The following is a 26300-nucleotide window of genomic DNA, read 5'->3' as shown; positions in this document are numbered from 1 at the left end:
AAGGATTATTTATCAGCGTCCAACTTATATTTACTTACATCAAAACCGAAGTTGAGGCCTTTAGAGTGTACTAATTCTTCAAGCTCCGTTAATGATTTTTTACCGAAATTTCTAAACTTCATCAGATCAGATTTACTGTAAGAAACTAACTCGCCTAAGGTTTCTACTTCTGCAGCTTTTAGGCAGTTAAGGGCTCTTACGGAGAGGTCCATTTCTGAGAGTTTAGTTTTCAATAATTGTCTGGTGTGTAGAGTTTCTTCATCGTACTGGATCGATGCTTTTACGGCCTCAGTTTCCAGAGTAATTCTTTCATCTGAGAATAGCATAAAGTGATAGATCAGTATTTTAGAAGCCTCTATGAGTGCATCTTGTGGAGAGATGGAACCGTCTGTTTCAATATCTAAGATTAGTTTTTCGTAATCCGTTTTTTGCTCTACACGGTAGTTTTCTATGCTGTACTTCACCTTTTTAATTGGGGTGTAGATAGAGTCTATCGCGATAGTACCGAGTGGAGCGTTGTTAGATTTATTTTGTTCAGATGGAACATAACCTCTGCCTTTATTGATGCTAAAAGTCATTTCTAAATTTACATCTTTTGCAAGGTTACAAATTACCAAATCAGGATTTAGAACTTCAAAACCAGAGATGGCCTTCCCTAAGTCTCCTGCGGTAATCTGCTGGAGGTTAGAGAGTTTAGCAGTTACTGTTTCTGCTGGCTGGTTTTCTGCTTTTGCTTTTAGACGCAACTGTTTTAGATTAAGGATAATCTCAGTTACATCTTCTATAACGCCTGGGATGGTGGAAAATTCGTGCTCTACGCCTTCTATTTTTATTGATGTAATAGCATAACCTTCTAGAGAGCTGAGTAAAACTCTTCTCAAAGCGTGTCCGATGGTTAATCCGTACCCTGGCTCTAAAGGTCTAAATTCAAACTGACCTTGGAAGTTGGTAGAGTTCAGGAGGATAACTTTATCGGGTTTTATAAAATTTAAAATTGCCATAGTTTTGGGTTGAGCAAAAATTTGATGATTATTTAGAGTATAATTCGACGATTAACTGTTCTTTGATGTCTTCAGGAATCTGAATTCTTTCAGGTGCACTGGTAAAAGTACCTTCCTTAGTTTCATCATTGAACTGTAACCATTCGTAGTTGACTTTAGAAGCTAAAGCATCTTCTATCACTTCTAAAGACTTAGATTTAGCTCTTACAGAGATTTTATCACCTGCTCTTAGCATATATGAAGGGATGTTCACAATCTCTCCATTCACAGTAATATGTCTGTGAGACACTAATTGTCTGGCTGCTGCTCTTGTTTTAGCGAAGCCTAATCTGTATACTACATTATCTAATCGAGATTCGCAAAGCTGAAGTAAAACTTCACCTGTTACACCTTTGCTGGCGTGCGCTTTTTTAAATAAGTTAGAGAACTGTCTCTCTAAGATGCCGTAGGTATATTTAGCTTTTTGTTTTTCAGCTAACTGTACTGCATATTCGGATTTTTTAGCCCCTCTTCTTTTGTTTGGGCCGTGCTGTCCTGGCGGTTGGTTTCTTCTTTTTTCGAAGTTTTTGTCATCTCCGTAGATTGCAGCACCAAACTTTCTCGCAATCTTAGTTTTAGGTCCAATATATCTTGCCATATTTCTTTAATTATTTGAGTTGAAAGTTAAAAGAACTTTTAACATTGAACTGTGATTATACTCTTCTTCTTTTTGGTGGTCTACATCCGTTATGTGGCATAGGGGTTACATCTACAATCTCGCTAACCTCTATCCCTGAGTTGTGGATAGAACGGATTGCAGATTCTCTACCTGCACCTGGACCTTTCACAAAAACCTTCACTCTTCTGAGTCCAGCTTCGTGTGCTACTGCGGCACAGTTTTCGGCTGCCATCTGAGCGGCGAAAGGGGTGTTCTTTTTAGACCCTCTAAAGCCCATTTTACCTGCGGAAGACCAAGAGATAACCTCTCCGTTTTTATTAGTTAAAGAAATAATGATATTATTAAAAGTTGCTTGGATATGAGCTTCGCCAATCGCTTCAACTTTTACTTTTCTTTTTTTCGTTACTTTAGTTTGTTTTGCCATAATTCTTAACGATTATTTACTTGCCTTCTTCTTGTTAGCAACAGTTTTTCTTTTTCCTTTACGGGTTCTAGAATTATTTTTCGTTCTTTGGCCTCTTAAAGGTAATCCCAGTCTGTGACGTATTCCTCTTTGGCATCCTATGTCCATCAATCTCTTGATGTTCAATTGTACTTCAGAACGCAACTCTCCTTCTACTTTAATGTTGTCAGAGATGTAGTTTCTGATAGCTGCCAATTCATCGTCATTCCATTCGTTGACTTTCTTGTCTCCGCTGATTCCAACGTTCTTCAAAATTTCTGACGCTGTGCTTCTGCCTATTCCGTAGATATAGGTAAGTCCGATCACGCCTCTTTTGTTTTTTTGGTAAATCAATACCTGCAATTCTCGCCATAATTTAATTTTGCTAAATTAGCCTTGTCTTTGTTTAAATTTAGGGTTCTTTTTGTTAATCACATACAGTCTGCCTTTTCTTCTTACGATTTTGCAGTCTGCACTTCTCTTTTTTAATTGATGCTCTTACTTTCATATTTTTTTCTTTATGCTTATACTATACCGTTATAGATAAGCGATGGATTAGTATCTAAATGTAATTCTCCCTTTGGATAAGTCATAGGGTGAAAGTTCTAATTTCACTTTATCCCCTGGTAGGAGTTTGATATAATGCATCCTCATTTTTCCAGAAATGTGGGCTATCAGGATATGTCCATTCTCCAGCTCTACTCTAAACATAGCATTAGATAGTGCTTCCACTATCACGCCATCTTGCTCTATATGTTTCTGTTTTGCCATAGTCTATATACCTTTTTAGTTGGTGGTTCTGGAAAGTTTAGATTTCATTAAACCATCTATATTGTGACTTAACAGATAGGTATTGATCTGTTGTACGGTGTCTAATATAACCCCTACCATAATGAGGAGCGAGGTACCACCGAAGAACAAAGCAAATCTATCTGTCTGCACAAAACTTCCGTGCACTATTGCAGGAAGGACTGCAAAGATAGACAAAAATATTGCACCAGGCAAAGTTATTTTAGATAAAATATCATCTAAATAATCTGCGGTCTCTTTTCCAGGTCTTACTTTTGGGATTAAACCACCGTTTCTTTTCAAATCATCTGCCATTTGGTTTACCGGAATGGTAATGGCGGTATAGAAGAATGAGAAGATGATGATTAAAATCGCAAAGAGGACATTATACTGCCAGCTGAATACATTTTTGAAACCAGCCAAGAAGGTGTTGGTTTCATCAACTTTGGTTAATAGCCCTGGTACAAACATTAACGCTTGTGCAAAGATAATAGGCATCACCCCCGCGGCATTCACTTTGAGAGGGATCCATTGTCTTGCGCCTTGCATTAAGTTTCTGTTGTTACCGCCTCTGGCCTGCGCACGGCTTACATACTGGATTGGGATTTTTCTTACCGCTACGGAGAGAATAATTGCCAATAGCACAACCACGAGCCAGAAGAGTATTTCTACTAAAATCATAATAGATCCTAAGCCTCCTTTGCTGGTTTGTGTGGTCACTTCTTGTATAAATGCCATAGGCAAGTCTGCCAAGATTCCCACCATAATGAGGATAGAAATACCGTTACCAATGCCTTTGTCTGTAATTTTTTCTCCTAACCACATCGCGAATACGGAGCCTGCGACTAAGATCACAATGCTCGGTAGCCAGAACATAATAGAAGATGGTTCTACATAATAGGCAGAGGCAAACTGAGAGTATGGCAAGAATAACCCTGTAATAGAGCCTAAATAAGAAGGCGCCTGTACCAAACACACGGCTATGGTAAGCCAGCGGGTAATTTGGTTAAGGGTATTTCTACCAGATTCTCCGTCTTTCTGAAGTTTTTGTAGGTAAGGAATCGCCATCCCCATCAACTGAACAATGATCGATGCAGAGATATAAGGCATAATCCCTAACGCCATAATGGAAGCACGACTGAACGCACCTCCAGTAAATGACGATAGTAATCCTAATAATCCAGCTCCTTGCTTGCTACCGCCTTGGTTTTGGTATTGCTCTAAGAGCGTACCTACTTCCGTCATATTGATAGCTGGCAGAGAGATAAAGGATGAGAATCTATACACCAATATCATCCCAAGAGTAAAGAGAATTTTTTCCCTAAGCTCTTTAAGGTTCCAAATGTTTTTAAGTGTTTGTATAAATTCTTTCATTGTGTGTATTAAAGAGTAACAGCTTTACCGCCTACTTTGTTAATTAGTTCTTCTGCAGATTTAGTAAACTTATGTGCAGATACAGATACTGCAGATTTAAGCTCACCTCTTCCCATAATCTTGATTAAATCATTTTTAGAAGCTAAGCCATTTTCTACCAATACCTCTTTGGTAATATCTCCAGAGATTCCTTTCGTATCGATAAGGTTCTGAAGCACATCTAAATTGATGGCTCTGTACTCTTTTCTGTTGATATTATTAAATCCGAATTTAGGGAGTCTTCTTTGTAAAGGCATCTGACCTCCTTCAAAACCTATTTTCATAGAGTATCCAGAACGAGATTTTTGTCCTTTGTGCCCTTTTGTGGAAGTACCACCTTTTCCGCTGCCTTGTCCTCTACCAATTCTTTTAGAATTATGTGTAGAACCGCTGGCTGGTTTAATATTATTTAAATTCATTTTTGTTATTGAGATTTGAGATTATCAATGGGAGAACTGAGATTTCAGACGGGGAGCCTAAAACCTCATTTCCCGCATTATGATTTCTTATTTTTGAACTTCTACTAAGTGACTTACTGCCGCTACCATACCTAAGATGGCTGGAGTAGCCTCGTGCTCTACTACTTGGTGTAATTTTTTAAAACCTAAAGCTTCAAGGGTTCTCTTTTGAGTTTTAGTTCTACCAATAGCACTTTTAACTTGTTTTATTTTAATTGTTGCCATTTTTTCAAAAATTAACCGTTAAATACTTTGTTTAATGTTACACCTCTCATTCTTGCAATTTCCTCTGGTCTTCTGATGTCTAATAATGCTTTAAAAGTAGCCTTCACCACATTATGAGGGTTAGAAGAACCTTTAGATTTTGAAAGAATATCATGCACACCTGCAGACTCTAATACCGCTCTTACCGCACCACCCGCGATAAGCCCTGTACCGTGAGAAGCTGGTCTTAAAAAGATGTTTGCCCCTCCATATCTGGCTGTCGTTTCGTGTGGAATAGTGTGGTTGATTACCGGTACTTTCACTAAGTTTTTCTTCGCATCTTCTACGGCTTTAGAAATCGCAGACGCCACTTCTTTAGACTTACCAAGACCGAAACCGATAATACCATCTTCATTCCCTACTACAACAATAGCAGAAAACCCGAATGCTCTACCACCTTTGGTTACTTTGGTTACTCTATTTACCGCTACTAAACGGTCTACTAACTCGAGACCTCCTGGTTTTACTCTTTCTATATTATCTAATCCTAACATAATTTTTTAATTTTTAAAATTTCAAACCTCCTTCTCTGGCACCATCAGCAAGCGCTTTCACTCTACCGTGGTACACGAAACCGTTTCTATCAAATACGACTGTCTCAATCCCTGCAGCTAAAGCTTTTTGAGCAATGGCTTTTCCTACAGCGGTAGAGATTTCTACTTTTGTACCTTTAGCCTCTACGCCTTTTTCTCTTGAAGAAGCTTGTGCTAAAGTTTTTCCTTCTTTATCATCAATAAGCTGAGCATAGATTTCCTTATTACTTTTGAAAACGGATAATCTTGGTGCTGCCTGAGTTCCAGAGATTTTCCCTCTAACTCTTCTTTTTATTCTTAATCTTTTCTGTTCTTTATTTAGTGCCATATTCTTAAATTTTAAGCAGATTTACCAGCTTTTCTTCTAATTTGTTCTCCTACAAATCTTACACCTTTTCCTTTATATGGCTCAGGTTTTCTAAAAGATCTGATTTTAGCAGCTACCATTCCCAATAATTGCTTATCATAAGAAGATAAGGTGATGATTGGGTTTTTACCTTTTTCAGTCAAAGTTTCTACTTGAACCTCTTTCGGAAGTTCTAATACAATACCGTGAGAGAAACCTAAAGCCAACTCAAGTCTTTGTCCTTGATTTGAGGCTCTGTAACCTACCCCCACAAGCTCTAATTTTTTAGTGAAACCTTCTGAAGTTCCCACTACCATATTGTTAATTAGCGCTCTGTAAAGACCGTGTAGAGCTCTGTGCTGTTTAGAATCTGATGGTCTGTTTACTGTAAGCTCGCCACCATTCTGTTCTATAGTAATACCTCCTGTAAGTTCCTGTGATAGTTCTCCTTTAGGACCTTTTACGGTTACTACACCATCTTTTTCGGAGATAGTAACACCAGAAGGGATTGTTATAATTGCTTTACCAATTCTTGACATTTTCCTTTGATTATAATTTTAATATACATAGCAGATTACCTCTCCACCTACTTTCTCTTGTCTCGCTTTTTTATCCGTCATCACCCCTTTAGAAGTGGAGATGATGGCAACGCCTAAACCGTTAAGCACTCTTGGAAGTTCCGCAGAACCTTTGTACTGTCTTAAACCTGGTCTGGAAGCTCTCTGGATAGACTTGATTGCTGGTTTACCCGTTTGCTTGTCGTACTTTAATGCGATTTTGATATTCCCCTGTACAGCGTTGTCTTCAAACTTGTAGTTGAGGATATACCCTTGATCAAATAAGATTTTAGTAATCTCCTTTTTGATTTTTGATGCAGGAATTTCCACCACTTTGTGGCCTGCGCTTTGTGCGTTCCTTACTCTTGTTAGGAAATCTGAAATTGGATCTGTTACCATTTTTCGTTTTTAATTGTTATTGGTTAGTGATAATCAGTATTGATTGAAGAACCGAGATTATAGTGTTGTTATGAAAAACCTCTTGTAATCTTGATTGCTTCAATCAACTTAATTACCTTGATTTGTTAAAAATTATTACCAACTTGCTTTTTTCACTCCAGGAATAAGCCCTTGGTTAGCCATTTCTCTGAAAGTTACTCTGGAGATACCGAAGGTTCTCATATACCCTCTTGGTCTTCCGGTGAGTTTACATCTGTTATGTAATCTTACTGGAGAAGCATTTTTTGGTAATTTTTGTAATGCTTCATAATCTCCTGCTTCTTTTAGAGCTTTTCTTTTAGCAGCATATTTAGCTACTAACGCTTCTCTTTTGCGCTCACGCGCTTTCATTGATTCTTTAGCCATTCTTAGTTCTTTTTAAATGGTAAACCGAAGTGTGTTAATAATGCTTTTGCTTCTTTATCTGTCTTAGCAGATGTTACGAAAGTGATGTCCATCCCTTGGATTTTTTTCACTTTATCGATAACGATCTCTGGGAAGATAATTTGCTCCGTAATACCAAGGTTGTAGTTTCCTCTACCATCAAAACCATCAGCTTTGATACCGTTGAAATCTCTAATTCTTGGTAAAGCAGAAGAGGTTAGTCTATCTAAAAACTCGTACATCTTGTCTGCTCTTAGGGTTACTTTAGCACCGATAGGCATTCCTTTTCTAAGTTTAAACGAAGCTTCGTCTTTTTTAGAAACGGTACCTACAGCTTTCTGCCCAGTAATAGCGGTTAATTCTTCCACTGCGTAGTCTACGATTTTTTTATCCGCAGTAGCAGCTCCTAAACCTTGGGATACAACGATTTTTTCTAATTTAGGCACTTGCATAATAGACTTGTACCCAAATTCTTCCATCATTGCAGGAACAATTTTTTCTTTATATAATTTCTTAGGTCTTGCTATATATTCCATTGTTCTATATTATATAGTTTTACCAGTAGTTTTAGCTACTCTTACTTTTTTATCTCCTTCTATTTTGTAACCTACCTTAGTGGCTTTTCCATTTTCATCGGTTAAAGCTACATTGGAGATATGGATAGAAGCTTCTTTTTCTACAATACCACCTTGAGGGTTAGCCGCAGAGGGTTTGGTGTGCTTTTTTACGATATTCACGCCTGCTACGATCACTCTTGGGTCTTTGCCTTCTTTTTTGATTACTTCAAGTACTTCGCCTTTACTACCTTTATTTTTACCGGTGGTAACGATGACATTATCACCTCTTTTAATTTTAACTTTAGTCATTGTTTTAAAATTTTTAAAAATTAAAGTACTTCAGGGGCTAATGAAATAATCTTCATATATTCCTTATCTCTTAACTCACGCGCTACGGGTCCGAAAACACGCGTTCCTCTCATCTCACCAGCGGCGTTAAGGAGAACGCAAGCGTTATCGTCAAAAGAGATGTAAGAACCATCTTTTCTTCTTACCGCCTTTTTGGTTCTCACCACTACAGCTTTAGAGACTTGTCCTTTTTTAGCATTTCCTGTAGGAGTAGAATCTTTGATGGTCACTACAATTTTATCACCCACAGATGCATATCTTCTTTTGGTACCTCCCAAAACTCTGATTACCAATACTTCTTTAGCACCAGTATTATCAGCTACTTTTAATCTTGATTCTGTTTGTAACATTACTTAGCTCTTTCTATGATTCTTACTAATCTCCATCTTTTGTTTTTGCTTAGAGGTCTGGTTTCTTGGATAAGAACAGTGTCCCCCTCGTTGCACTCGTTGTTTTCATCATGTGCGGTATATTTTTTCGTTTTTAAAACGAACTTACCGTACATCGGATGTTTCATTCTCATAGTCTCACTAACAACAATGGTTTTTTCCATTTTATTGCTCGAAACTACGCCGATTCTTTCTTTTCTTAAATTTCTTTCCATAATAAAATGAAATTCTTATTGTTTGTTAGTTAGTTCAGTTTCAAGTCTTGCGATGTTTCTTCTCAAATCTCTGATTTGGATAGGATTTTCAATAGGGCTAATTTTGTGTGCCAATTTCAGTTTATTGTAAGTGGCTTTAGCTTCTACCAATTGAGATTTTAAATCCTCTACGCTTAGATTTTTAATTTCAGCTTTTTTCATACTTTAATCAGATTATTGAGGTTTAACAAAATCATTAGCTACGATGAACTTAGTAACTACAGGTAGTTTCTGTGCGGCTAATCTAAGTGCTTCTTTAGCTACATCATAAGGAACACCACCTATTTCAAACATGATTTTTCCAGGTTTTACTACGGCTACCCAATATTCTACAGCACCTTTACCTTTACCCATCCTTACTTCGGCTGGTTTTTTGGTTACAGGTTTATCTGGGAATATTTTAATCCATAGTTGTCCTTCTCTTTTCATATATCTGGTTGCAGCGATACGGGCGGCTTCTATCTGTCTTGCAGTAATCCACGCCCCTTCCGTTGCTTTGATACCGAATGTTCCGTAAGCAAGCCTATGACCTCTGTTGGCATTGCCTTTCATTTTCATTTTCTGAACCTTACGGAATTTGGTTCTTCTTGGTTGTAACATAATTTTAAGTATTAGATGTTAGATGTTAGATGTTAGATTGAAAAAAATTAAATTCAGCTCTTGTAACGGAAGATCTAATTTCTAATTTCTATCTTCTAACTCCTAATTAAATTATTTTCTATCTCTTTTTCTTCCAGAAGGTTTTTTCTGTGTGCCTACTAAAGGAGAAAGCTCTCTCTTGCCGTACACTTCACCTTTCATGATCCACACTTTTACCCCCAATCTACCATAGGTAGTATGTGCTTCTGCAATGTGGTAATCTATGTCTGCTCTGAAAGTAGATAATGGAATTCTTCCTTCTTTGAAAGATTCACTTCTTGCCATTTCGGCACCGTTTAATCTTCCTGAGATTTGGATTTTAATCCCTTCTGCTCCCATTCTCATAGCACTAGCGATCGCCATTTTAACAGCTCTTCTGTAAGAGATTCTGTTTTCTATTTGCTTGGCTACGCTATCTGCTACTAAAACGGCATCTAACTCTGGTCTTTTGATTTCAAAGATGTTGATTTGAATATCTTTACCTGTTAGTTTTTTAAGCTCTTCTTTTAGTTTATCTACCTCTTGTCCACCTTTACCAATGATAAGACCTGGTCTTGCTGTGGTAATGGTTACTGTAACGAGTTTAAGCGTTCTTTCTATATAGATTCTGGATACGCCACCTTTAGATAATCTTGCTTCAAGATATCTTCTGATTTTGTAGTCTTCTGCGATTCTGTCGCCATAATCGTTACCACCAAACCAGTTAGAATCCCATCCTCTGATGATACCTAATCTATTACCAATTGGATTTGTTTTCTGTCCCATATCTTGATTATTGATTATCTGTTTTTGAACCTAATACTAATGTTACATGGTTAGATCTTTTTCTAATTCTGTAACCTCTACCTTGTGGTGCAGGGCGCAGTCTTTTTAACTGTCTTGCACTGTCTACATATATTTCCTTTACGAAAAGATTGGCTTCTTCAATATCTGCACCTTCGTTTTTGTTTTGCCAGTTGGCAATGGCAGAAAGAAGGAGTTTTTCTAACTTATTAGAAGCTTCTTTTTTAGAGTATTTAAGGATATATAACGCTTTATCTACATTTTCTCCTCTAATGATATCAGCAACGAGTCTCATTTTTCTTGGAGAAGAAGGGCAATCATTAAGACGGGCTTTTACCACATCTTGATTGGCTACTTTGCGTGCTAATGCACTATCTTGTTTTCTTTTTCCCATAATGATTATCTGCTACCTTTATTTTTATTACCACTATGACCTCTGAAAGATCTTGTTGGAGAAAATTCACCTAATTTATGTCCTACCATATTTTCTGTTACATAAACAGGGATAAAAGATTTCCCGTTGTGTACAGCTATAGTTTGACCTACCATGTCTGGAGAAATCATAGATGCTCTAGACCAAGTTTTAATTACCGTTTTCTTTCCGGATTCTATATTCGCTTGAACTTTTTTCTCTAATGAATAGTGAATAAAAGGTCCTTTTTTAAGTGATCTTGCCATAATTATTTTCTTTTGGATACGATGTAACGGTTAGACACTTTGTTTTTCTTTCTCGTCTTATAACCTTTAGCTGGTTTACCGTTTCTAGATCTTGGATGTCCTCCTGATGATCTACCTTCACCACCACCCATTGGGTGATCTACCGGGTTCATGGCTACCGCTCTTGTTCTTGGTCTTCTGCCGAGCCATCTGCTTCTACCTGCTTTACCAGATACGGTCAATTGGTGGTCAGAGTTAGACACAGAGCCTATCATTGCCATACATTCTACTAAAATCATTCTTGACTCTCCTGAAGGTAATTTTACGATTGCAAATTTACCATCTCTGGAAGTCAATTGTGCTGAAGAACCTGCACTTCTTGCAAGGATAGCGCCTTGTCCAGGCTTAAGTTCTATACAAGAAATCACAGTACCCAAAGGGATGTTTTTCAGTTTCATTGCGTTCCCCACATCTGGAGTTGCAGACTCACCAGAAACTACCGTTTGACCTACTTTAATCCCGTTTGGAGCGATCATATATCTTTTCTCTCCATCGGCATACTCTAATAGAGCGATAAACGCAGTTCTATTCGGATCGTATTCCACAGTTTTTACAGTTGCATTAACATCAAATTTGTTTCTTTTGAAGTCAATAATTCTGTATTTTCTTTTGTGTCCACCTCCAGTGTAACGCATGGTCATCTTACCCGTATTGTTACGACCGCCTTTCTTAGAAAGCCCTACTGTAAGGCTTTTTTCAGGTTTGTTGGTAGTAATCTCTTCAAAATTGTTTACAATTCTGAATCTCTGTCCTGGGGTGATAGGTTTTAATTTTCTAACAGACATTACTATTATTTATTATTTAATTAGTTGCAAAAATATCAATGAATTCACCTTCTACCAGCTGAACCATTGCTTTCTTTAATTTATTGGTCTTCCCTATTTGAAGTCCTTTTTTAGTGTATTTCGCAGAAACTTTAGGCGCATAAATCATGGTTCTTACATCTGCTACCTTTACACCATAAGCCTCTTCTACCGCTTGTTTGATTTGTATTTTGTTCGCTTTAGTATCTACTAAGAAGCTGTAAACACCTCTCAAATCAGATAGATTAGATGCTTTTTCTGAAATAATTGGTTTTATGATTACTGACATGATTTATTTTCTTAAATTTTCTTGAAACTTTTCTACTGCACCTTCTAAGAATACAATTTCTCCAGCGTTCACTAAGTCATAAGAAGAAATCTCGTTAAAAGTTTTCACCTGTGACTTTGGTAAGTTTCTTGAAGAAAGATATACATTCTTATTGGCATCTGCTAAGATAAATAACGATTTTTTACCTGTTAAGCCTAAAGCATTTACTACATTGATAAATTCTTTAGTTTTTGGCGCTTCAAATGAAAAATCTTCTAACACCTTCACGTTATTATCTTTTACTTTTTGAGAAAGCACAGATTTTTTAGCCAATCTCTTAAGCGCTTTGTTAAGCTTAAACCTATAATCTCTTGGTTTTGGTCCAAATACTCTACCTCCACCTTTAAACACAGGAGATTTAATATCACCGTATCTTGCAGAACCAGAACCTTTTTGCTTTTTAAGCTTTTTAGTAGAAGCCGTGATTTCGCTTCTTTCTTTAGCTTTATGCGTTCCTTGTCTTTGTGCAGCAAGGTATTGTTTAATCTCTAAGTAAACTGCGTGTTGGTTAGGCTCTATTCCGAAGATTGCATCATCTAAAGTGATTTTTCTTCCCGTCTCCTTTCCTGATGTATTTAATACTACTAATTCCATTTTCTAATAATTACGTAAGAATTTTTAGCTCCCGGAACAGCCCCTTTTACAACTAAAAGATTTTGTTCTTCATCTACTTTTAACACCTGAAGGTTTTGTACAGTTACCTGCTTACCTCCCATTCTCCCAGCCATTCTTAAGCCTTTGAATACTCTCGATGGGTCAGAACCAGCACCAATAGAACCTGGAGCTCTCAATCTGTTGTGCTGTCCGTGGGTAGCCTGCATTACACCACCAAACCCATGTCTTTTAACAACCCCTTGGAAACCTTTACCTTTAGAAGTTCCTGTAACATCTACATACTCCCCTTCTTTGAAAAGGTTTACCTTTACCTCATCTCCTATTTTAAGCGTGTCTACGAAAGCGTGATAAAATTCCGCTAACTTCGCTTTAGGAGTAGAACCAGCCTTTTTAAAATGACCAGCCAATGCCTTTCCGACATTCTTCTCACTCTTGTCATCGAAACCTAACTGCACGGACTTGTAGCCGTCGTTTTCTACGGTTCTGACCTGTAAAACCGAACATGGACCCGCTTGGATTACCGTACAAGGAATATTCTTCCCAGACTCATCAAATAACGAGGTCATCCCGATTTTTTTTCCAATAATACCTGACATTATTAAAAATTAAATATAATTATTTTACTTATTTTCAACAATTTAAAAAATATCACTGCGCCGATAGCTCATCTATAGGCACACTTCACCCTTAAATTGAGAGTGCAAATATAAAAACTTTTTTTGAACTGACAAACAATAAGTTAAAAAAAATAACAATCCTCCCGAAAGAGGATTGCCCAATTTTAAAAATCAATCCAAAGACATAATAGTGGTCTTATCTAATCCAAATATCATCTTTTTCGATAGGATTATTGTGAACTTTCATAAAATCCCAAACAAATTGATTGATCATTTTATATTTTTGATTATCAGATACTTCACGACCTTCTTTATAGGTTTTATATTTAAACTGGTCGCTATTAACGCCATCTGCCATTTGCATTTTATAACTCGGATTGTCCGCAAATTTTTTCACTTCTTTTAAATATTGCGCTCTATCTTTTAGCAAAGTCGCTTTTGGCAACATCAAGCCCTCTTTTGACTCTTGCAAACCTTCAAGAACAAAATGATAATCGCCATCTGTAGAATACAGCTCTACGACCAAACCTGGCAAATTTTTAAACTTATAAGGCCCCTCGGGCAGAGGAATATCTTTAGAAAACCACGCCACATAATCCCGACCACCGAAAGAAGTGGTAGCTTGTTGGCAGTTCATAGAATCTATGGTTTTATATTCTTTTTTCAGTTTCCATACAGGTTTATTGAGGTCTTCATACTTCACCATATCTTCTTCTATCCTAAGAAAATGGTAAAGTTTGCCCTCTTCTTTTGCGATGATGTAATTAGATGAAATTTTATTGATGTCTATTTTCGCTTTTGCCAAGCTGGCGGGGTCAGACATCATTTTCATATAATTTTGGCTATAAAACGCCGATTGTTTCTCTCTGATTTGTAGAACAAAAAGGTCGTTCTCTACATAGTTTTTATCATTAACATTGGGTTTCATGGTTAATTTATAAAACACATCAATGTTCTGTGCATTCATCATACTGCCTAAGCATAATAGCACGAGAAATAATAAAATTTTGTTTTTCATATTTTTGAATTAATAGTTATTAAGAATAATTTGATAAAAAGTTAAATTCTCTCCAATGCCCCAACTTTAATAAAATAATTGTTAAGCACTTTTTTTATTATTATCACTCATACTTTGAATATTATTTAAATATTCTTTTCTATAGTTAGAAAAATCCGTTTTATTTCTATCCCTAAGAGCTCTAACCATATTGGATAAAGAAATATAGACTCTATCTGTTTCTTCTGTCTTTAACCCTCTTATAAATTCCGCTAACTCTTTAGTTCTCTCATATTGTTCCTTATTCATAGAAACAAACTCCTCTGGCGCGGGTTCCTCCTTATTAATCACACACTTACAAGAAAACCATCTGCATGAGCACAAGCACATCCCCTGCCCACTACATGAACTCAAAAAACAGTCCGCCTCACACCCGCCTCCTAAATTCATTACAGGAGAATATTCTGGAAACTCTGGCAGACCTCCCCCCTTTTGCACTTAAAGTAGTACTAAATAACAATACAACTAATAACTTAAAAAAAATATTTTTTTCATGATAATTTTATTTTTCACCCCATTTATAGCACAACACTATTAAAGAAGATTTGGACATTTTTTCTAAAATTTAATCATCTCCTTAAAAGTAAAAAATAAAAAAACAATTATTTAGAATTTTTCATATTATCAACTGATAGATTCATAAGTACATCAATTGAGCTATCCATACCTAAACTTATTGCTTTCTATAAAATATACTTTCGTAGCAAATATAAAATATTATTTTGAATACACAAAACATTTCACATAAAACTAACCTTTTACAGATGCAATATCTATAGTTTTGTTATTTTAATTTAAGTGACTATAATTTATATCTAAATTTTTATTTTAACAAGACAAAAAAATAAATCACTAAAAAATATAGTGACTTATCTAGTATCTATTTAAAAATAGTATCATTTTACAAACTGCTACAATCTTGCACTTTCACATTTTTGAGGGTTTGCTGTTGCGTACCAACCTCCACTGTTACTTCTGGAAAAGTTCCCACCGTGCACCCTTTGGCATCTGTATAGAAATCGCCATTTTCTGCTACTATTTTAATTTTTTTACCCGAAATCGTATAGGTATCCTCCGCAAACTCCATTTGGTTGAGTGCATATTCTGTATTATTGAGATGCGCCACACCAACATTAGAAACAGTGTTAAAAGTTATAATCGCGTGGTTACCTTGAGTAAAAACCACCTTGTCCGCCGTTTTTTCCGAAGATTGGGCTGGTGTATTCGTAGCATTGACACCTTGATTCTCTTCCGATTCCACCACGGTTACCGTATCTCTTTTTTCTGGAATCACATCCGAAATTTTTTCATTATTCTGACATCCTACCATTGCAAATAAAGCGATGCATAGCAAAAATACTCTCATTTTTATTGATTTTAAAAGGTTAAAATTACAATAAAATTTTGAACCACAAAGAAAAATTCTTTAATTTATTGGGTAATCCGCGCTAATTTTATCAATTTTGAAAGCATTAAACACGATTTAAATTCCCTTTCAAATTTTAATCAATACCAGTTTTACTCTTCTTTATGACGCTTATCAGAAGTGGTTTTTAATTTACTTTTTTCATCTAAGCGAGGAGCCTCCCGCCAAACAGCCCCCTTTTGAATATGTTATCATCTTTATTTTAGAAAATAGTTGTAACTTTACCTTTTATTTTTAAAATTTTAGTTTTATGAAAATTACACTCAATAGACTTAATGATGATTTTCTTTTTGAAGGTCAAAACGCCGCTGGCAACAAAATTCTATTAGACAACACTTCTCAACCTGATGCCAAAGGCGTTTCGCCAATGGAAAGTTTGCTGATGGCAGTGGCAGGCTGCAGCGGCATCGATATGGTGAACATCCTCAAAAAGCAACGCCAAAACATCACGAGCTTTAAAGCCGAAGTGGAGGGCGAACGCATCCCTGAAGATGAAGCCAAACCTTTCAAAAGTATTTTGGTTCACTTTATATTAGAAGGCGATATTGACCTTCAAAAAGCGGAAAAAGCCGCCCAACTATCGTTTGAAAAATATTGCTCCGTGTCTAAAACTTTAGAACCGAAAGTGACCATTAGTTATGAGGTTACCGTGAATGGCACCAAGTTGGTCAAGCCTATTTAACGCGTGGTTTCATCGTGATAAAAAATAAAGCCGTTTCAAAAAGAAGCGGCTTTATCATTGTATTTAAAGCTATTTTATAGCGACTGCATCATCTCATCTGTCATCTCCATATTGTGGAAAACATTCTGCACATCATCATCTTCCTCAAAGCGTTGTAGCATTTTCATATTGGCTTGGAACTGTTCTTCCGAAACCGATTTACTACTGTTAGGAATTCGCTGGAGTTCTGCATTCTGCACCTCTATTCCCAACTCATCTAATTTATGAGAAAGTGAACCAAAGTCCTCAAATGCTGTGGTGATCATCACTTCGCTATCATCAGTATCAATTTCTTCTGCACCGCCATCTATCATTTCCATTTCAAAATCCTCCCAATCCATCGTGATTAAAGATTTATCAATCGTGAAGATTCCCTTTCTGTCAAACAAAAACGAAAGCTCTCCATTTTTACCGAGGTTACCATCAAATTTATTAAAAATAGCCCTTACATTAGCCACAGTTCTGGTTGGATTATTGGTGGTACACTCCACAAAGAAAGCCACACCGCCTTGTCCATAGCCTTCATAGGTCACCTCTTCGTAATTTTCAGCATCTGCGCCACTGGCTTTTTTGATGGCTCTTTCTACATTATCTTTTGGCATATTCGCCCCTTTGGCGTTTTGGATACACCTTCTAAGGGCGGGGTTAGAGTCTGGATCGGGACCTCCAGCTTTTACTGCCAGAGCAATATCCTTCCCGATTTTAGAAAAAGTTTTAGCCATTTTATCCCATCTGGCCATTTTAGAAGCTTTACGATATTCAAATGCGCGTCCCATAATTGATCTTTATTTTTAAGTTACAAAAATAATCATTTTTTATAAAAAAACGCCCTCAATAACTGAGAGCGTTTTTCTTTTATGAGGAAAATTTAATTATTTTCTTCTTCTTTTTGTTGCTTTTTTAGTAGATTTTTTAACTACTTTTTTCTTAACAACTGGAAGGTCAGATTTCTCAAGAGCTTCCCAAGCAGCACCACTTACCGCAGATACTACTACTTTTCTGTCAGCCATTCTTTCAGCGTCAGATGCTGTAGCAGGAACTTTAGCTTCTGTAGCACCTACACCTCTTGATTTTAACTGAGCACCGTTAACACCTCTTGCTTCTAAAGCAGATACTACAGCTGCAGCTCTTTCTCTTGAAAGTTTTAAGTTGTAGTTAGCGTTACCTTTAGCATCAGTGTGACCTGTTACTAAGAAAGTACCACCGTTAGAAGATTTGATGATTTCAGCCGCTTGGTCTAATTTACCGTTAGACTCTGGTCTGATAGAAGCCTTGTTAAAGTTAAAGAAGATACCTTTAAGAGCTCCTGTAGCTTCTAAAGCGAAAGCTTCTTGTGGCTTAGGACATCCTTGGTATTCAGCTAAACCTGGTACATTTGGACATTTATCATCTTTATCAAGAACACCATCTCCATCAGTATCTGGCCAAGGACAACCGTTGTTTTCAGCAGGACCTGCAACATCTACACAAGCATCGTCTTTGTCAAGAACACCATCTCCATCAGTATCTGGCCAAGGACAACCATTGTTATCTACTGGTCCGGCTACATCTGGACAGTTATCATCTTTATCTGGAACGCCATCACCATCAGTATCAGGACATCCTTGGAACTCTACTAAACCTGGAGTATCTGGGCAAAGGTCATCTTTATCAAGTACGCCATCTTTATCTCTATCATTGTTACCAAATCTAAAGTTTAAAGTAGCAGAAGCTTGCCAGAAGTTAGCAATGCTTGAGTTATCTGTTGGTGTAGATACATAGTCTCCTTGGATACCTAAACCAAAGTTTTTAGTTAACCAAATGTTAGTACCTAAACCTGTAGCTAAAGCAAAGTGATTTTTACCGATATTTTCGTTTTTATCATTTACAGCAGCAGCTACACCAGAGTAATCGTGTCTTAAGTAGTTAGCACCTACTCTCACATATGGGTCAAACCATAATTCTTCGTTTCCGAAAAGACCAGCAATTTTAAGCTGAAGACCAAGACCAGTCATCAACATAAATTCTTTGTCCATTCCTACTCTTTTGTTATCAACATTCCCTACGGAAGTTTGCCAGTCGATAACTAAAGCTTTTCCTAAATTTCTCGCCACTGTTAATTTTGAAAGTGGTGGTGTGATTGTATAATTGTTAATATTATACAAATCTTTACCTGAGAACGCTGTTTTAATAACATCTCCTGCATTACCGCCTGCTGCTACATGGTTTACACCGTGAGCACCAACTCCGATTAACCACGGGTTGCTGGTCGTCTGTGCAGACACTGTAGTCGCTACAGCTAATGCTAATGCTGAAATTCCTAATTTTAGATTTTTCATAGAATTAAATGATTAAATAATTGATTATGCAAAATAAATACAAATTTTTCTTTCTGGCAAAGTTTTTTAATTTTTTTTTAACTTTTTTTTATGATACGCTCCAACTGCCTTTTATTATCTCTATCCTTAATGCTCTGTCTTTTATCAAAAAGCTTCTTACCACGGGCTAAAGCGATTTGGAGTTTAGCCTTGCCACGGTCGTTGATATAGAGTTTTAGCGGCACAATGGTATTCCCCACATCTTTCATCTTCTTCTCCCATTTCTCTAACTCTTGCTTGTGGAGGAGCAATTTCCGCTCGCGTTTTATTTTATGATTATAGAAAGTTCCTAATTTATACTCATCTATAGTCATATTGATAATGTACAACTCCCCTTCTATAAACTGACAAAAACTCTCAGTAATAGACGCTTTAGAGGAGCGCAGCGCCTTAATCTCCGTACCCGTGAGCACGATGCCCGCTTCCAACTGATCCAAAATCTCGTATTCAAAACGAGCTCTTTTATTAAGGATGTTTACTGTCTTTTGAATCTTCATCTTTAAAACTCCCTCCAATTTTTATACCAATCTATTTTTTAAGGCTGATATTTGAGATGGGTTACATTATAATTTAAAATTTCTTCTTATTTTTGTGCAAATTTACGAAACTATATGCTTACAGTATCTAACTTATCATTACAATTTGGAAAAAGAGTCCTCTTTGACGAGGTGAATATAAAGTTTACCAAAGGCAATTGCTACGGTATCATCGGTGCCAACGGCGCTGGGAAATCCACTTTTTTAAAAATTCTTAGTGGCAAACAAGACCCTACCACAGGGCATGTATCCTTAGAACCAGGCAAGAGAATGTCCGTCTTAGAGCAAGACCACTTTGCGTACGACCAATACACCGTATTAGAAACCGTACTCCGCGGGAACAAAAAATTATTTGATATTAAAGAAGAAATGGACGCCCTCTACGCCAAGCCTGATTTCTCAGATGAAGACGGCATAAAAGCGGGGGAACTCGGAGTTATCTATGATGAAATGGGCGGCTGGAATGCCGAAGCCGATGCCCAAACCATGCTCTCTAATGTAGGCATTAAAGAAGAAATGCACTACCAAATGATGAGCGAGTTGGAGAACAAAGACAAAGTAAGAGTGCTCTTAGCACAAGCCCTTTTCGGGAATCCTGATGTGCTGATTTTAGATGAGCCTACCAACGACTTAGACATTGATACCATCGCTTGGTTAGAAGATTTCTTAGCCGATTATGAAAACACCGTGATTGTGGTCTCTCACGACCGACACTTCTTAGACACCGTGTGTACGCACATCGGCGATTTAGATTACGCTAAACTCAACCTCTACACAGGTAACTATTCTTATTGGTACCAAGCCTCTCAATTAGCAACCAAGCAAAGAGCTCAAGCCAATAAAAAAGCCGAGGAAAAGAAAAAAGAACTCCAAGAATTCATCGCGAGGTTCTCTTCCAATGTAGCCAAAGCCAAACAAGCCACCGCAAGAAAGAAAATGTTGGATAAACTCAATATTGATGAAATTAAACCAACTTCCAGAAGATACCCTGCTATCATTTTTGAACAAGAGCGAGAGGCGGGCGATCAGATTTTAGAAATTAAAAACTTAGCCAAATCCAAAGATGGCGAGTTATTATTCTCTAACATAGAACTCAACCTGAAAAAAGGCGACAAAGTAGCTGTGCTTTCCAAAAACTCCTTAGCCATTACCGAGTTTTTCCAAATTATCTCTGGCAATGTAGAACCAGACCAAGGTAGCTACCAGTGGGGTGTTACCACTTCGCAGTCTTATATGCCGTTAGACAACACCAATTTCTTCCAAGAAGGCATCAATTTGGTGGATTGGCTAAGACAATTTACTAAAAACGATGAAGAGCGCCACGAAGAATATATGAGAGGATTCCTCGGGAAAATGCTCTTCTCTGGCGATGAAGCCTTGAAATCTGCCACCGTCCTTTCGGGAGGCGAAAAAATGCGCTGTATGTTCAGCCGAATGATGCTCCAAAGAGCCAACATTTTATTATTAGATGAGCCGACCAACCACTTAGATTTGGAGAGCATCACCGCGCTTAACAACTCTTTGGTAGCGTTTAAAGGCACCATTCTATTGGCTTCTCACGACCACGAAATGCTGGAAACCGTGTGTAACCGCGTGATTGAACTCACGCCAAAAGGCATCATTGACCGACAAATGTCTTATGATGAATACCTACAAGACAAAAAAGTAAAAGAGCTGAGAACCCAAATGTACAACGCTTAATTTTTTTAACCTCATCTTTGTTAATATAGAACGAATGCAAGCCACTTCCACCGTTTTAATGATAGAGCCCATCGCTTTTGGCTATAATGCCCAAACGGCTCAGAACAATTATTTTCAAGTCAACTCCGAGGACGCCAGCACCCAAAGCCAAGCCTTAGAGGAATTTCAAAATTTTGTAGCCAAACTTCGGGATAAAGGCATCCAAGTGATTACCGTAAAAGATACCTTAGAACCGCACACGCCAGATTCTATTTTCCCTAACAACTGGGTTAGTTTTGGGGCTGATGGTACCGTGGTGCTCTACCCTATGTATGCTCCTAACCGCCGTGATGAACGCCGAATGGACATCATAGAAGATTTAAAAAATCAAGGCTTCCAAGTGAAGGAATTGGTTGACCTTACCGCTGCCGAGCAAGACCAAAAGTTTTTAGAAGGTACAGGCAGTATGATTTTTGACCACGAGCATCGCATAGCTTATGGTTCCTTATCTTTAAGATTAGATGAAGGACTTTTCCGTGAATTTTGCGAGAAATTCAACTATACGCCAGTGGTTTTCCACTCCTTCCAAACTGCAGGAAACGAAAGGTTGCCTATCTACCATACCAATGTGATGATGTGCGTAGCCGACCGCTTTGCTGTGATTTGTTTAGATTGTATTGATGATGTTCAAGATCGTCAAAATGTGGTGGAAAGCCTCAAAAATACAGGAAAAGACATCATAGAAATTTCCGAATCGCAGATGCAAAATTTTGCAGGCAATATGCTCCAGGTGCGCAACCAAGAGGGCAAAACTTTCTTGGTGATGAGCCAAAGTGCATACCAATCACTCACCGCTGAGCAAATTGCACGCATAGAGCAATATTCCGAAATTCTCTATGCCGACCTCCATACCATAGAAACCAATGGCGGCGGCAGTGCCAGATGTATGCTGGCAGAGGTCTTTTTGCCAAGATAAAAGGAAATAGAAATAAAAGAACCTCCTCTGGCGCAGCACTTCGTGCTGCGCCAGAGTTTTTTTACTCCAACTTTTCACCCCACCTCATCCAGAGGAAAATCCACCTGATAGCCTACCCCACGCACAGAGCGAATCTCCACGGTGGGTTCTTCGTGGAAATATTTACGCAACCGACTGATGAACACATCTAAACTCCGTGCCGAGAAATAATCTACCTCATCCCAAAACTGCGCTAAAATACTCTCCTTCGTGACCAAAGTATGGTTATGCCGCAGCAAAAACATCAAAATTTCTAACTCCTTTTGGGTGAGCCGTTGCACTTGGTTAGCGCTTTTGAGTTGGTGGCTTTCTCTGCAAAGTTCATAGCGCCCTATACGAACAGAAGACATCGGCAGGCGCTGCGTTCTTTTTAGAATATTTTTTAACCTTAGCACCAGCTCTTCGGGTTCGCAGGGCTTGGCGAGGTAGTCTTCGGCGCCTATTTTCAACCCTGTTAGGCGGTCTATTTTCTGATTTTTAGCCGTAAGGAACAAAAAAGGAAAATCGGGAAAGCGCTCAAGAATATTTTTTGCCAAACTAAACCCATCGAGGTCGGGCATCATCACATCTAAAATGCCAATATCAAACTGCCAATTGGCAAAATAATTTGCCACCAGCGTGGGCTGCGGTACCCAAACGACCTCAAAGCCGCTCAACTCCAAATATTGTTTGAGAATCATTCCAAAATCCTCATCATCTTCCACTAAAAGAATTCTGTTACACATCATCATAGGTTGATTTTAAATGTGGTACCAACTTTCGGAACGCTCTCTACCACCACGCTTCCGCCGTACTTTTCTACGATTTGTTTCACAATATAAAGCCCTACGCCTAAACCTTTGGTGACGTGCAAATTTCCCGTAGAAATACGATAAAATTTATCAAATATCTTGGCTTGCTCGTGAGGCGCTATACCGATGCCATCATCTTTTATTTTGATATTTAAAGCATTTTTCGCTGTGGTTTTCAGTTGCACCTCTATATGCTGACCGCCGTATTTTAGGGCATTATCCAAAATATTGGAGAGCAAAGTTTCCACTTCATTTTGCGTGATTGCAGGCAGATGAGTAACCGCAATATCCCAATGCAACGCCAGCGATGTATGGGCTTTTTTAAAGTCTTCCAACCAAAGCGTGGTCGCCACCACCGAAAATGGCTGTTGTGCGCTTTCCTCCTCGTGGAGCTGATGGAGTAAGGTTTCCAGCCTGCCCACTTGCCGATAGAGCAAATCTAAATTGGTGGTATTTTCTGGGTTGGTATTCATCAAATTTTTAATACCAAATTTAAGCGTAGCCACAGGGGTTTTAAACTCGTGGGAGATGGTATCCACTTGGTCGTGGAGCGCGGCGGCTTCTTCGGCTTGGCGTTCTAAATTTTTGATTGTAAGATAAAAAACGAGCAACACCGCCACCAATATCAGCAAGGAAACCGTCAAAAGCGGCAACATCTTAAAGAGCAAAACATCATTCAAATTAAATATTTGATATTCTATTTTGGTACGGGCAATGATGTGGAGGTTGTAATCCTCATGAGGTTGCTCATCATTAGTAGAGGTCTGGTTGATATTCCACACCCCTGAGGATAGTTCACGCCCTGCCGTTACGGGTCTTTGGGTTTCATAAAATACCAATAGAGGCATTGGCACCGCTTGCTCCCGCTCTGGTCATTCTAAGGTATAGGTTTTCTTAACACCTACTTCTATCCCTTAGTTTTCAAATACTTTCTTAAGCCACGCCTCCAATGCTGGGCGAATGCTGTTTTTCTGAGTTTCAAAATACCGCATAAACGCTGAAAAGTCTATGCGCTCCTCTGGTTTTTGGTTTTTATGAATGAACAATTCCACCATTTCATTACTATTGAAATTGAGCCCAAAAATCCCAGAATCTCGCTCCATATTTTTAAGCAGTTGTGCCACTTCTCTCTGGGTTTCGGATTTCTTAAGTTGCCACACATGGTAAATCAGATAGCCCTGCACCGAAATGAGCGCGCCAAACAATAGCGCAAACCAAATGAAATAAAGTCTATACCGAGGTTTCATATCAGCAAAGATAAGGCTTCGGTTTTACATCTTTGATAGATTAACCCTTCATTAACCTTTCATTAACCCAAATCCCGAAGCTCACCGCCTACCTTTGTCTCAAAATAAAAGCCTTATGATCTTAAGAATTTCAACCTTATGTTTCTTCATTTTCGCCTTAGGACGAGCGCAACAAAAGGATAGCATCATCAAAACCGACAGTATTGCTCAGGTGGTCTTCACCAAGAAAAGCCCTGTGCTCAAAAGAAAAATAGACCGCTTAGAATTTAAAGTAGAAAACTCTAACCTTTCGGCGCTTAATGCGTGGGAGATTTTAAAGAAAACCCCGAGTGTGAGCATTCTTGGGCAGAGTATCCGCATTAAAGGCAGCACCAGCCACATCATCACCATTAATGATAAAAAAGTAACGATGAGCGATGATGAACTCCAAACTTTTTTAGAAAATATCCAAGGCGATGACCTTAAAGCGATAGAAATCATCACCAATCCCCCAGCGCGCTACGAGGCTTCTGGCACTACCGTGATCAATTTTAAAATCAAAACAGTGACTTCTCTTGGCTACCGCGGCAGGCTCAATGCCCAATACACGCAAGCGACTTATGGCAGAGGCAACTTTGGCGGCTATCAACAATGGAAAAATAAGCAATGGACGCTGCAAAGTGGCTATCAGTTCTCCGCTGGGCACTACTACCGAGAGAATTTAGATGTGGTCCATTATACAGAAAATAACGAAACTTGGGAAAGCGTGATGAACCGCAAAGAGACCAATGCTGGTCAGCATTCTTTTTTCCTCAATACAGATTATGCCAAAGACAGCCTCACCAGTTTTAGTCTAAATTACCGCTATCTTACCAGCCTCCGCAGCTATGGGGTGTACGATGTGCCGACTTCTATTTATCAAAATGGGCAACTCGCCTCTTCTTACAGAACGGTGAACACCCACGAAAAAAAGTACCAAAGCCATAATCTTAGCACTCAGATGGAGCATCAGTTCAAAAATGGTTGGCGCCTGTCTTGGCTAAATTATTGGAGCAGCAAGCACAGCCAACCGTGGAGCCACATCTATACGGAACTCAATTTTAAAAACCAACCGCCTGCCGAAACGGAATTTCGCACCCAAGACAACGCCCGCATTAACCTCTATGCCACGCAAATAGATACTGAACTAAAAACAGGAAAATGGCAGATAGAAACTGGGAGCAAATACAGCTATATTACCGCCCATATGCAGTTAGATTTTTGGGAGAAACAACAGAATGATCTCCAAATTTCGGCGGATAAAAGCAATGATTTTAAATACCACGAACACAACTTTGCTGCCTATATTTCTGCCACTCACGATTGGGAGCAATGGCAAATTAAAACAGGACTTCGTGCGGAATATACGGGCATCAATAGTTGGTCTATGCCCCAGCAACGGAATCATCAAAACCAATACTGGAGCTTGTTTCCGACCTTTTATATCCAATATACCACCGCTGGTAACCATCAGTTAGGATTGTCCTACGGCAAGAGGATTGAGCGGCCACCTTATCAATACCTCAACCCTGCGAAATCTTACTACAACTTGTTTTCTTATTTTCAAGGCGACCCTAACCTCAAAGCAATGCTGGCACACCAACTGAGCCTTACCTATACGCATAAAAATTGGAATGTAGAAGCCTACTACCGCAAGAAAACATCACCTTTTATGGAAATCGCTTTTCAAATTCCAGCATCTAAAATGATGGTCTACCGCTATATGAACATTGAAAAAGAGCAAGCGGCGGGCATAGACCTGAGTAAAAGTTGGCAAGTGGCTTCCTTTTGGGACCTCAACCTCTACACTTCTGGCGAATATGTGGAAAATCATTTCTTCGGGTTAGACCAACAGATTTACCTTAATAAAGGGTTCTATGTTTTCGCACAGATGTCGCACGCCTTCAAGTTAGACCGCACAACCGACTGGAATTTGGAAGTGGGTGGGCACTATATTTCTGGCGGTATTCAAGGTAGTTTTTCCTTTTCGCCATCTGCCAATGTCTACCTGTTGATGAGTCGTAAATTTCGGAACAAAAAAACTGGAAATCAGCCTCTTCTGTGATGATCTCTTCCGAACCAACAAAAACAAACTCAGCACCCAATATGCCAACCAAAA

At 38.3% G+C, this 26300-nt stretch carries 38 protein-coding genes and 2 pseudogenes; 4 read left to right on the top strand and 36 right to left on the bottom strand.

Translation table 11 applies throughout. The annotated features are described in order from the left end of the window. Positions 1–5: 5 nt before the first annotated feature. From NYR17_RS02015 to NYR17_RS01870, 30 genes and pseudogenes are all read right to left on the bottom strand, one after another. A complete protein-coding gene (locus NYR17_RS02015) occupies positions 6–1001 on the bottom strand; it encodes a DNA-directed RNA polymerase subunit alpha (protein ID WP_302506045.1) in 996 nt (331 codons plus the stop codon). Between the two features lie 28 nt (positions 1002–1029). Next, positions 1030–1638 carry a 30S ribosomal protein S4 gene (gene rpsD, locus NYR17_RS02010; protein ID WP_302506044.1) on the bottom strand — a complete coding sequence of 203 codons (609 nt, stop codon included), beginning with the start codon at positions 1636–1638 and terminating at the stop codon, positions 1030–1032. A 55-nt stretch (positions 1639–1693) separates the two neighbouring features. After that, positions 1694–2083: a 30S ribosomal protein S11 gene (rpsK, locus tag NYR17_RS02005; RefSeq protein ID WP_018675391.1), complete on the bottom strand. Its 390-nt coding sequence runs from the start codon at positions 2081–2083 to the stop codon at positions 1694–1696. 12 nt (positions 2084–2095) lie between these two features. Then, a pseudogene (gene rpsM / locus NYR17_RS02000) lies at positions 2096–2474 on the bottom strand (30S ribosomal protein S13). Positions 2475–2491: 17 nt separating this feature from the next. Then, positions 2492–2609 (bottom strand): annotated as a pseudogene (gene ykgO, locus NYR17_RS01995) (type B 50S ribosomal protein L36). Positions 2610–2656: 47 nt separating this feature from the next. Further along, complete coding sequence (gene infA / locus NYR17_RS01990; RefSeq protein WP_052911416.1) at positions 2657–2872, bottom strand: translation initiation factor IF-1; 216 nt, start codon at positions 2870–2872, stop codon at positions 2657–2659. A 15-nt stretch (positions 2873–2887) separates the two neighbouring features. After that, complete coding sequence (secY, locus tag NYR17_RS01985; protein WP_302506041.1) at positions 2888–4264, bottom strand: preprotein translocase subunit SecY; 1377 nt, start codon at positions 4262–4264, stop codon at positions 2888–2890. Between the two features lie 8 nt (positions 4265–4272). Continuing rightward, complete coding sequence (rplO, locus tag NYR17_RS01980) at positions 4273–4722, bottom strand: 50S ribosomal protein L15 (protein ID WP_302506039.1); 450 nt, start codon at positions 4720–4722, stop codon at positions 4273–4275. A gap of 87 nt (positions 4723–4809) precedes the next feature. Continuing rightward, entirely contained in the window at positions 4810–4986 is a 177-nt protein-coding gene (rpmD, locus tag NYR17_RS01975; protein ID WP_302506036.1) for a 50S ribosomal protein L30, read from the bottom strand. Positions 4987–4997: 11 nt separating this feature from the next. Beyond that, positions 4998–5519 carry a 30S ribosomal protein S5 gene (rpsE, locus tag NYR17_RS01970; protein WP_302506033.1) on the bottom strand — a complete coding sequence of 174 codons (522 nt, stop codon included), beginning with the start codon at positions 5517–5519 and terminating at the stop codon, positions 4998–5000. 13 nt (positions 5520–5532) lie between these two features. After that, positions 5533–5886, bottom strand: coding sequence for a 50S ribosomal protein L18 (rplR, locus tag NYR17_RS01965; protein ID WP_302506031.1), 354 nt, complete (start codon positions 5884–5886; stop codon positions 5533–5535). Between the two features lie 11 nt (positions 5887–5897). Continuing rightward, a complete protein-coding gene (rplF, locus tag NYR17_RS01960; protein ID WP_302506030.1) occupies positions 5898–6443 on the bottom strand; it encodes a 50S ribosomal protein L6 in 546 nt (181 codons plus the stop codon). 18 nt (positions 6444–6461) lie between these two features. After that, complete coding sequence (rpsH, locus tag NYR17_RS01955) at positions 6462–6860, bottom strand: 30S ribosomal protein S8 (protein WP_302506028.1); 399 nt, start codon at positions 6858–6860, stop codon at positions 6462–6464. Between the two features lie 135 nt (positions 6861–6995). Continuing rightward, positions 6996–7265, bottom strand: a complete 270-nt coding sequence (rpsN, locus tag NYR17_RS01950) for a 30S ribosomal protein S14 (protein WP_004917337.1) — start codon at positions 7263–7265, stop codon at positions 6996–6998. A 2-nt stretch (positions 7266–7267) separates the two neighbouring features. Continuing rightward, on the bottom strand, positions 7268–7819 hold the full coding sequence (rplE, locus tag NYR17_RS01945) for a 50S ribosomal protein L5 (RefSeq protein ID WP_302506027.1): 552 nt from the start codon (positions 7817–7819) through the stop codon (positions 7268–7270). Positions 7820–7828: 9 nt separating this feature from the next. Beyond that, complete coding sequence (rplX, locus tag NYR17_RS01940) at positions 7829–8149, bottom strand: 50S ribosomal protein L24 (RefSeq protein ID WP_302506025.1); 321 nt, start codon at positions 8147–8149, stop codon at positions 7829–7831. Positions 8150–8169: 20 nt separating this feature from the next. Continuing rightward, entirely contained in the window at positions 8170–8538 is a 369-nt protein-coding gene (gene rplN, locus NYR17_RS01935) for a 50S ribosomal protein L14 (protein WP_004917332.1), read from the bottom strand. Further along, positions 8538–8795, bottom strand: coding sequence for a 30S ribosomal protein S17 (rpsQ, locus tag NYR17_RS01930; RefSeq protein WP_302506966.1), 258 nt, complete (start codon positions 8793–8795; stop codon positions 8538–8540). The genes rplN and rpsQ overlap by 1 nt, the downstream gene beginning before the upstream one ends. A gap of 12 nt (positions 8796–8807) precedes the next feature. After that, positions 8808–8993, bottom strand: coding sequence for a 50S ribosomal protein L29 (rpmC, locus tag NYR17_RS01925; protein WP_302506012.1), 186 nt, complete (start codon positions 8991–8993; stop codon positions 8808–8810). A 12-nt stretch (positions 8994–9005) separates the two neighbouring features. Beyond that, entirely contained in the window at positions 9006–9431 is a 426-nt protein-coding gene (rplP, locus tag NYR17_RS01920) for a 50S ribosomal protein L16 (RefSeq protein WP_302506011.1), read from the bottom strand. A 111-nt stretch (positions 9432–9542) separates the two neighbouring features. Next, complete coding sequence (gene rpsC, locus NYR17_RS01915; RefSeq protein ID WP_302506010.1) at positions 9543–10235, bottom strand: 30S ribosomal protein S3; 693 nt, start codon at positions 10233–10235, stop codon at positions 9543–9545. A gap of 7 nt (positions 10236–10242) precedes the next feature. Next, entirely contained in the window at positions 10243–10647 is a 405-nt protein-coding gene (gene rplV, locus NYR17_RS01910; protein ID WP_302506009.1) for a 50S ribosomal protein L22, read from the bottom strand. A 5-nt stretch (positions 10648–10652) separates the two neighbouring features. Next, positions 10653–10931 (bottom strand): 30S ribosomal protein S19, encoded by a 279-nt coding sequence (rpsS, locus tag NYR17_RS01905; RefSeq protein WP_302506008.1) that lies wholly within the window; start codon positions 10929–10931, stop codon positions 10653–10655. Between the two features lie 2 nt (positions 10932–10933). Next, entirely contained in the window at positions 10934–11755 is an 822-nt protein-coding gene (gene rplB / locus NYR17_RS01900) for a 50S ribosomal protein L2 (RefSeq protein WP_302506007.1), read from the bottom strand. Positions 11756–11771: 16 nt separating this feature from the next. Then, positions 11772–12062 carry a 50S ribosomal protein L23 gene (gene rplW, locus NYR17_RS01895; RefSeq protein ID WP_302506006.1) on the bottom strand — a complete coding sequence of 97 codons (291 nt, stop codon included), beginning with the start codon at positions 12060–12062 and terminating at the stop codon, positions 11772–11774. Between the two features lie 3 nt (positions 12063–12065). After that, positions 12066–12695, bottom strand: coding sequence for a 50S ribosomal protein L4 (rplD, locus tag NYR17_RS01890; RefSeq protein ID WP_302506005.1), 630 nt, complete (start codon positions 12693–12695; stop codon positions 12066–12068). Continuing rightward, entirely contained in the window at positions 12686–13312 is a 627-nt protein-coding gene (rplC, locus tag NYR17_RS01885; protein ID WP_302506004.1) for a 50S ribosomal protein L3, read from the bottom strand. Before rplC ends, rplD begins: the two co-directional genes overlap by 10 nt. 217 nt (positions 13313–13529) lie before the next feature. Next, positions 13530–14351: a GLPGLI family protein gene (locus NYR17_RS01880; protein WP_302506003.1), complete on the bottom strand. Its 822-nt coding sequence runs from the start codon at positions 14349–14351 to the stop codon at positions 13530–13532. Between the two features lie 81 nt (positions 14352–14432). Further along, positions 14433–14681 (bottom strand): hypothetical protein, encoded by a 249-nt coding sequence (locus NYR17_RS01875; RefSeq protein WP_302506002.1) that lies wholly within the window; start codon positions 14679–14681, stop codon positions 14433–14435. 610 nt (positions 14682–15291) lie between these two features. Continuing rightward, a complete protein-coding gene (locus tag NYR17_RS01870; RefSeq protein WP_302506001.1) occupies positions 15292–15756 on the bottom strand; it encodes a hypothetical protein in 465 nt (154 codons plus the stop codon). Positions 15757–16066: 310 nt separating this feature from the next. Between NYR17_RS01870 and NYR17_RS01865 the strand changes: the two genes are divergently transcribed. After that, positions 16067–16498 (top strand): OsmC family protein, encoded by a 432-nt coding sequence (locus NYR17_RS01865; RefSeq protein ID WP_302506000.1) that lies wholly within the window; start codon positions 16067–16069, stop codon positions 16496–16498. Between the two features lie 74 nt (positions 16499–16572). Here NYR17_RS01865 and NYR17_RS01860 read toward each other — a convergent pair whose 3' ends face one another. From NYR17_RS01860 to smpB, 3 genes are all read right to left on the bottom strand, one after another. Then, complete coding sequence (locus tag NYR17_RS01860) at positions 16573–17313, bottom strand: YebC/PmpR family DNA-binding transcriptional regulator (RefSeq protein ID WP_302505999.1); 741 nt, start codon at positions 17311–17313, stop codon at positions 16573–16575. A 96-nt stretch (positions 17314–17409) separates the two neighbouring features. After that, the gene (locus NYR17_RS01855; RefSeq protein WP_302505998.1) at positions 17410–18855 is read right to left on the bottom strand and encodes an OmpA family protein; all 1446 of its coding nucleotides are present in this window, start codon (positions 18853–18855) and stop codon (positions 17410–17412) included. Positions 18856–18932: 77 nt separating this feature from the next. Then, a complete protein-coding gene (smpB, locus tag NYR17_RS01850) occupies positions 18933–19391 on the bottom strand; it encodes an SsrA-binding protein SmpB (RefSeq protein WP_302505997.1) in 459 nt (152 codons plus the stop codon). Between the two features lie 114 nt (positions 19392–19505). Between smpB and NYR17_RS01845 the strand changes: the two genes are divergently transcribed. Together NYR17_RS01845 and ctlX are read left to right on the top strand one after the other, a co-directional pair. Next, positions 19506–21131 carry an ABC-F family ATP-binding cassette domain-containing protein gene (locus NYR17_RS01845; protein ID WP_302505996.1) on the top strand — a complete coding sequence of 542 codons (1626 nt, stop codon included), beginning with the start codon at positions 19506–19508 and terminating at the stop codon, positions 21129–21131. 34 nt (positions 21132–21165) lie between these two features. Beyond that, a complete protein-coding gene (gene ctlX, locus NYR17_RS01840) occupies positions 21166–22086 on the top strand; it encodes a citrulline utilization hydrolase CtlX (protein ID WP_302505995.1) in 921 nt (306 codons plus the stop codon). 74 nt (positions 22087–22160) lie between these two features. Here the strand turns inward: ctlX and NYR17_RS01835 are convergent, their stop codons facing one another. From NYR17_RS01835 to NYR17_RS01825, 3 genes are all read right to left on the bottom strand, one after another. Further along, a complete protein-coding gene (locus NYR17_RS01835) occupies positions 22161–22856 on the bottom strand; it encodes a response regulator transcription factor (RefSeq protein ID WP_367997959.1) in 696 nt (231 codons plus the stop codon). After that, a complete protein-coding gene (locus NYR17_RS01830) occupies positions 22853–23764 on the bottom strand; it encodes a sensor histidine kinase (RefSeq protein WP_302505994.1) in 912 nt (303 codons plus the stop codon). The genes NYR17_RS01835 and NYR17_RS01830 overlap by 4 nt, the downstream gene beginning before the upstream one ends. Before the next feature lie 66 nt (positions 23765–23830). Beyond that, on the bottom strand, positions 23831–24163 hold the full coding sequence (locus NYR17_RS01825; protein WP_302505993.1) for a hypothetical protein: 333 nt from the start codon (positions 24161–24163) through the stop codon (positions 23831–23833). Between the two features lie 115 nt (positions 24164–24278). On the opposite strand from NYR17_RS01825, the gene NYR17_RS01820 reads away from it, so the two are divergent. Next, positions 24279–26246, top strand: a complete 1968-nt coding sequence (locus NYR17_RS01820) for an outer membrane beta-barrel family protein (protein ID WP_302505992.1) — start codon at positions 24279–24281, stop codon at positions 26244–26246. Positions 26247–26300 lie beyond the last annotated feature (54 nt).

It is taken from the genome of Riemerella columbina (genome assembly GCF_030517065.1).
GTDB lineage: Bacteria > Bacteroidota > Bacteroidia > Flavobacteriales > Weeksellaceae > Riemerella > Riemerella columbina_A.
The sequence above is the reverse complement of the archived record's forward strand: the minus strand, read 5'-3'. Positions and strand labels throughout refer to the sequence as shown.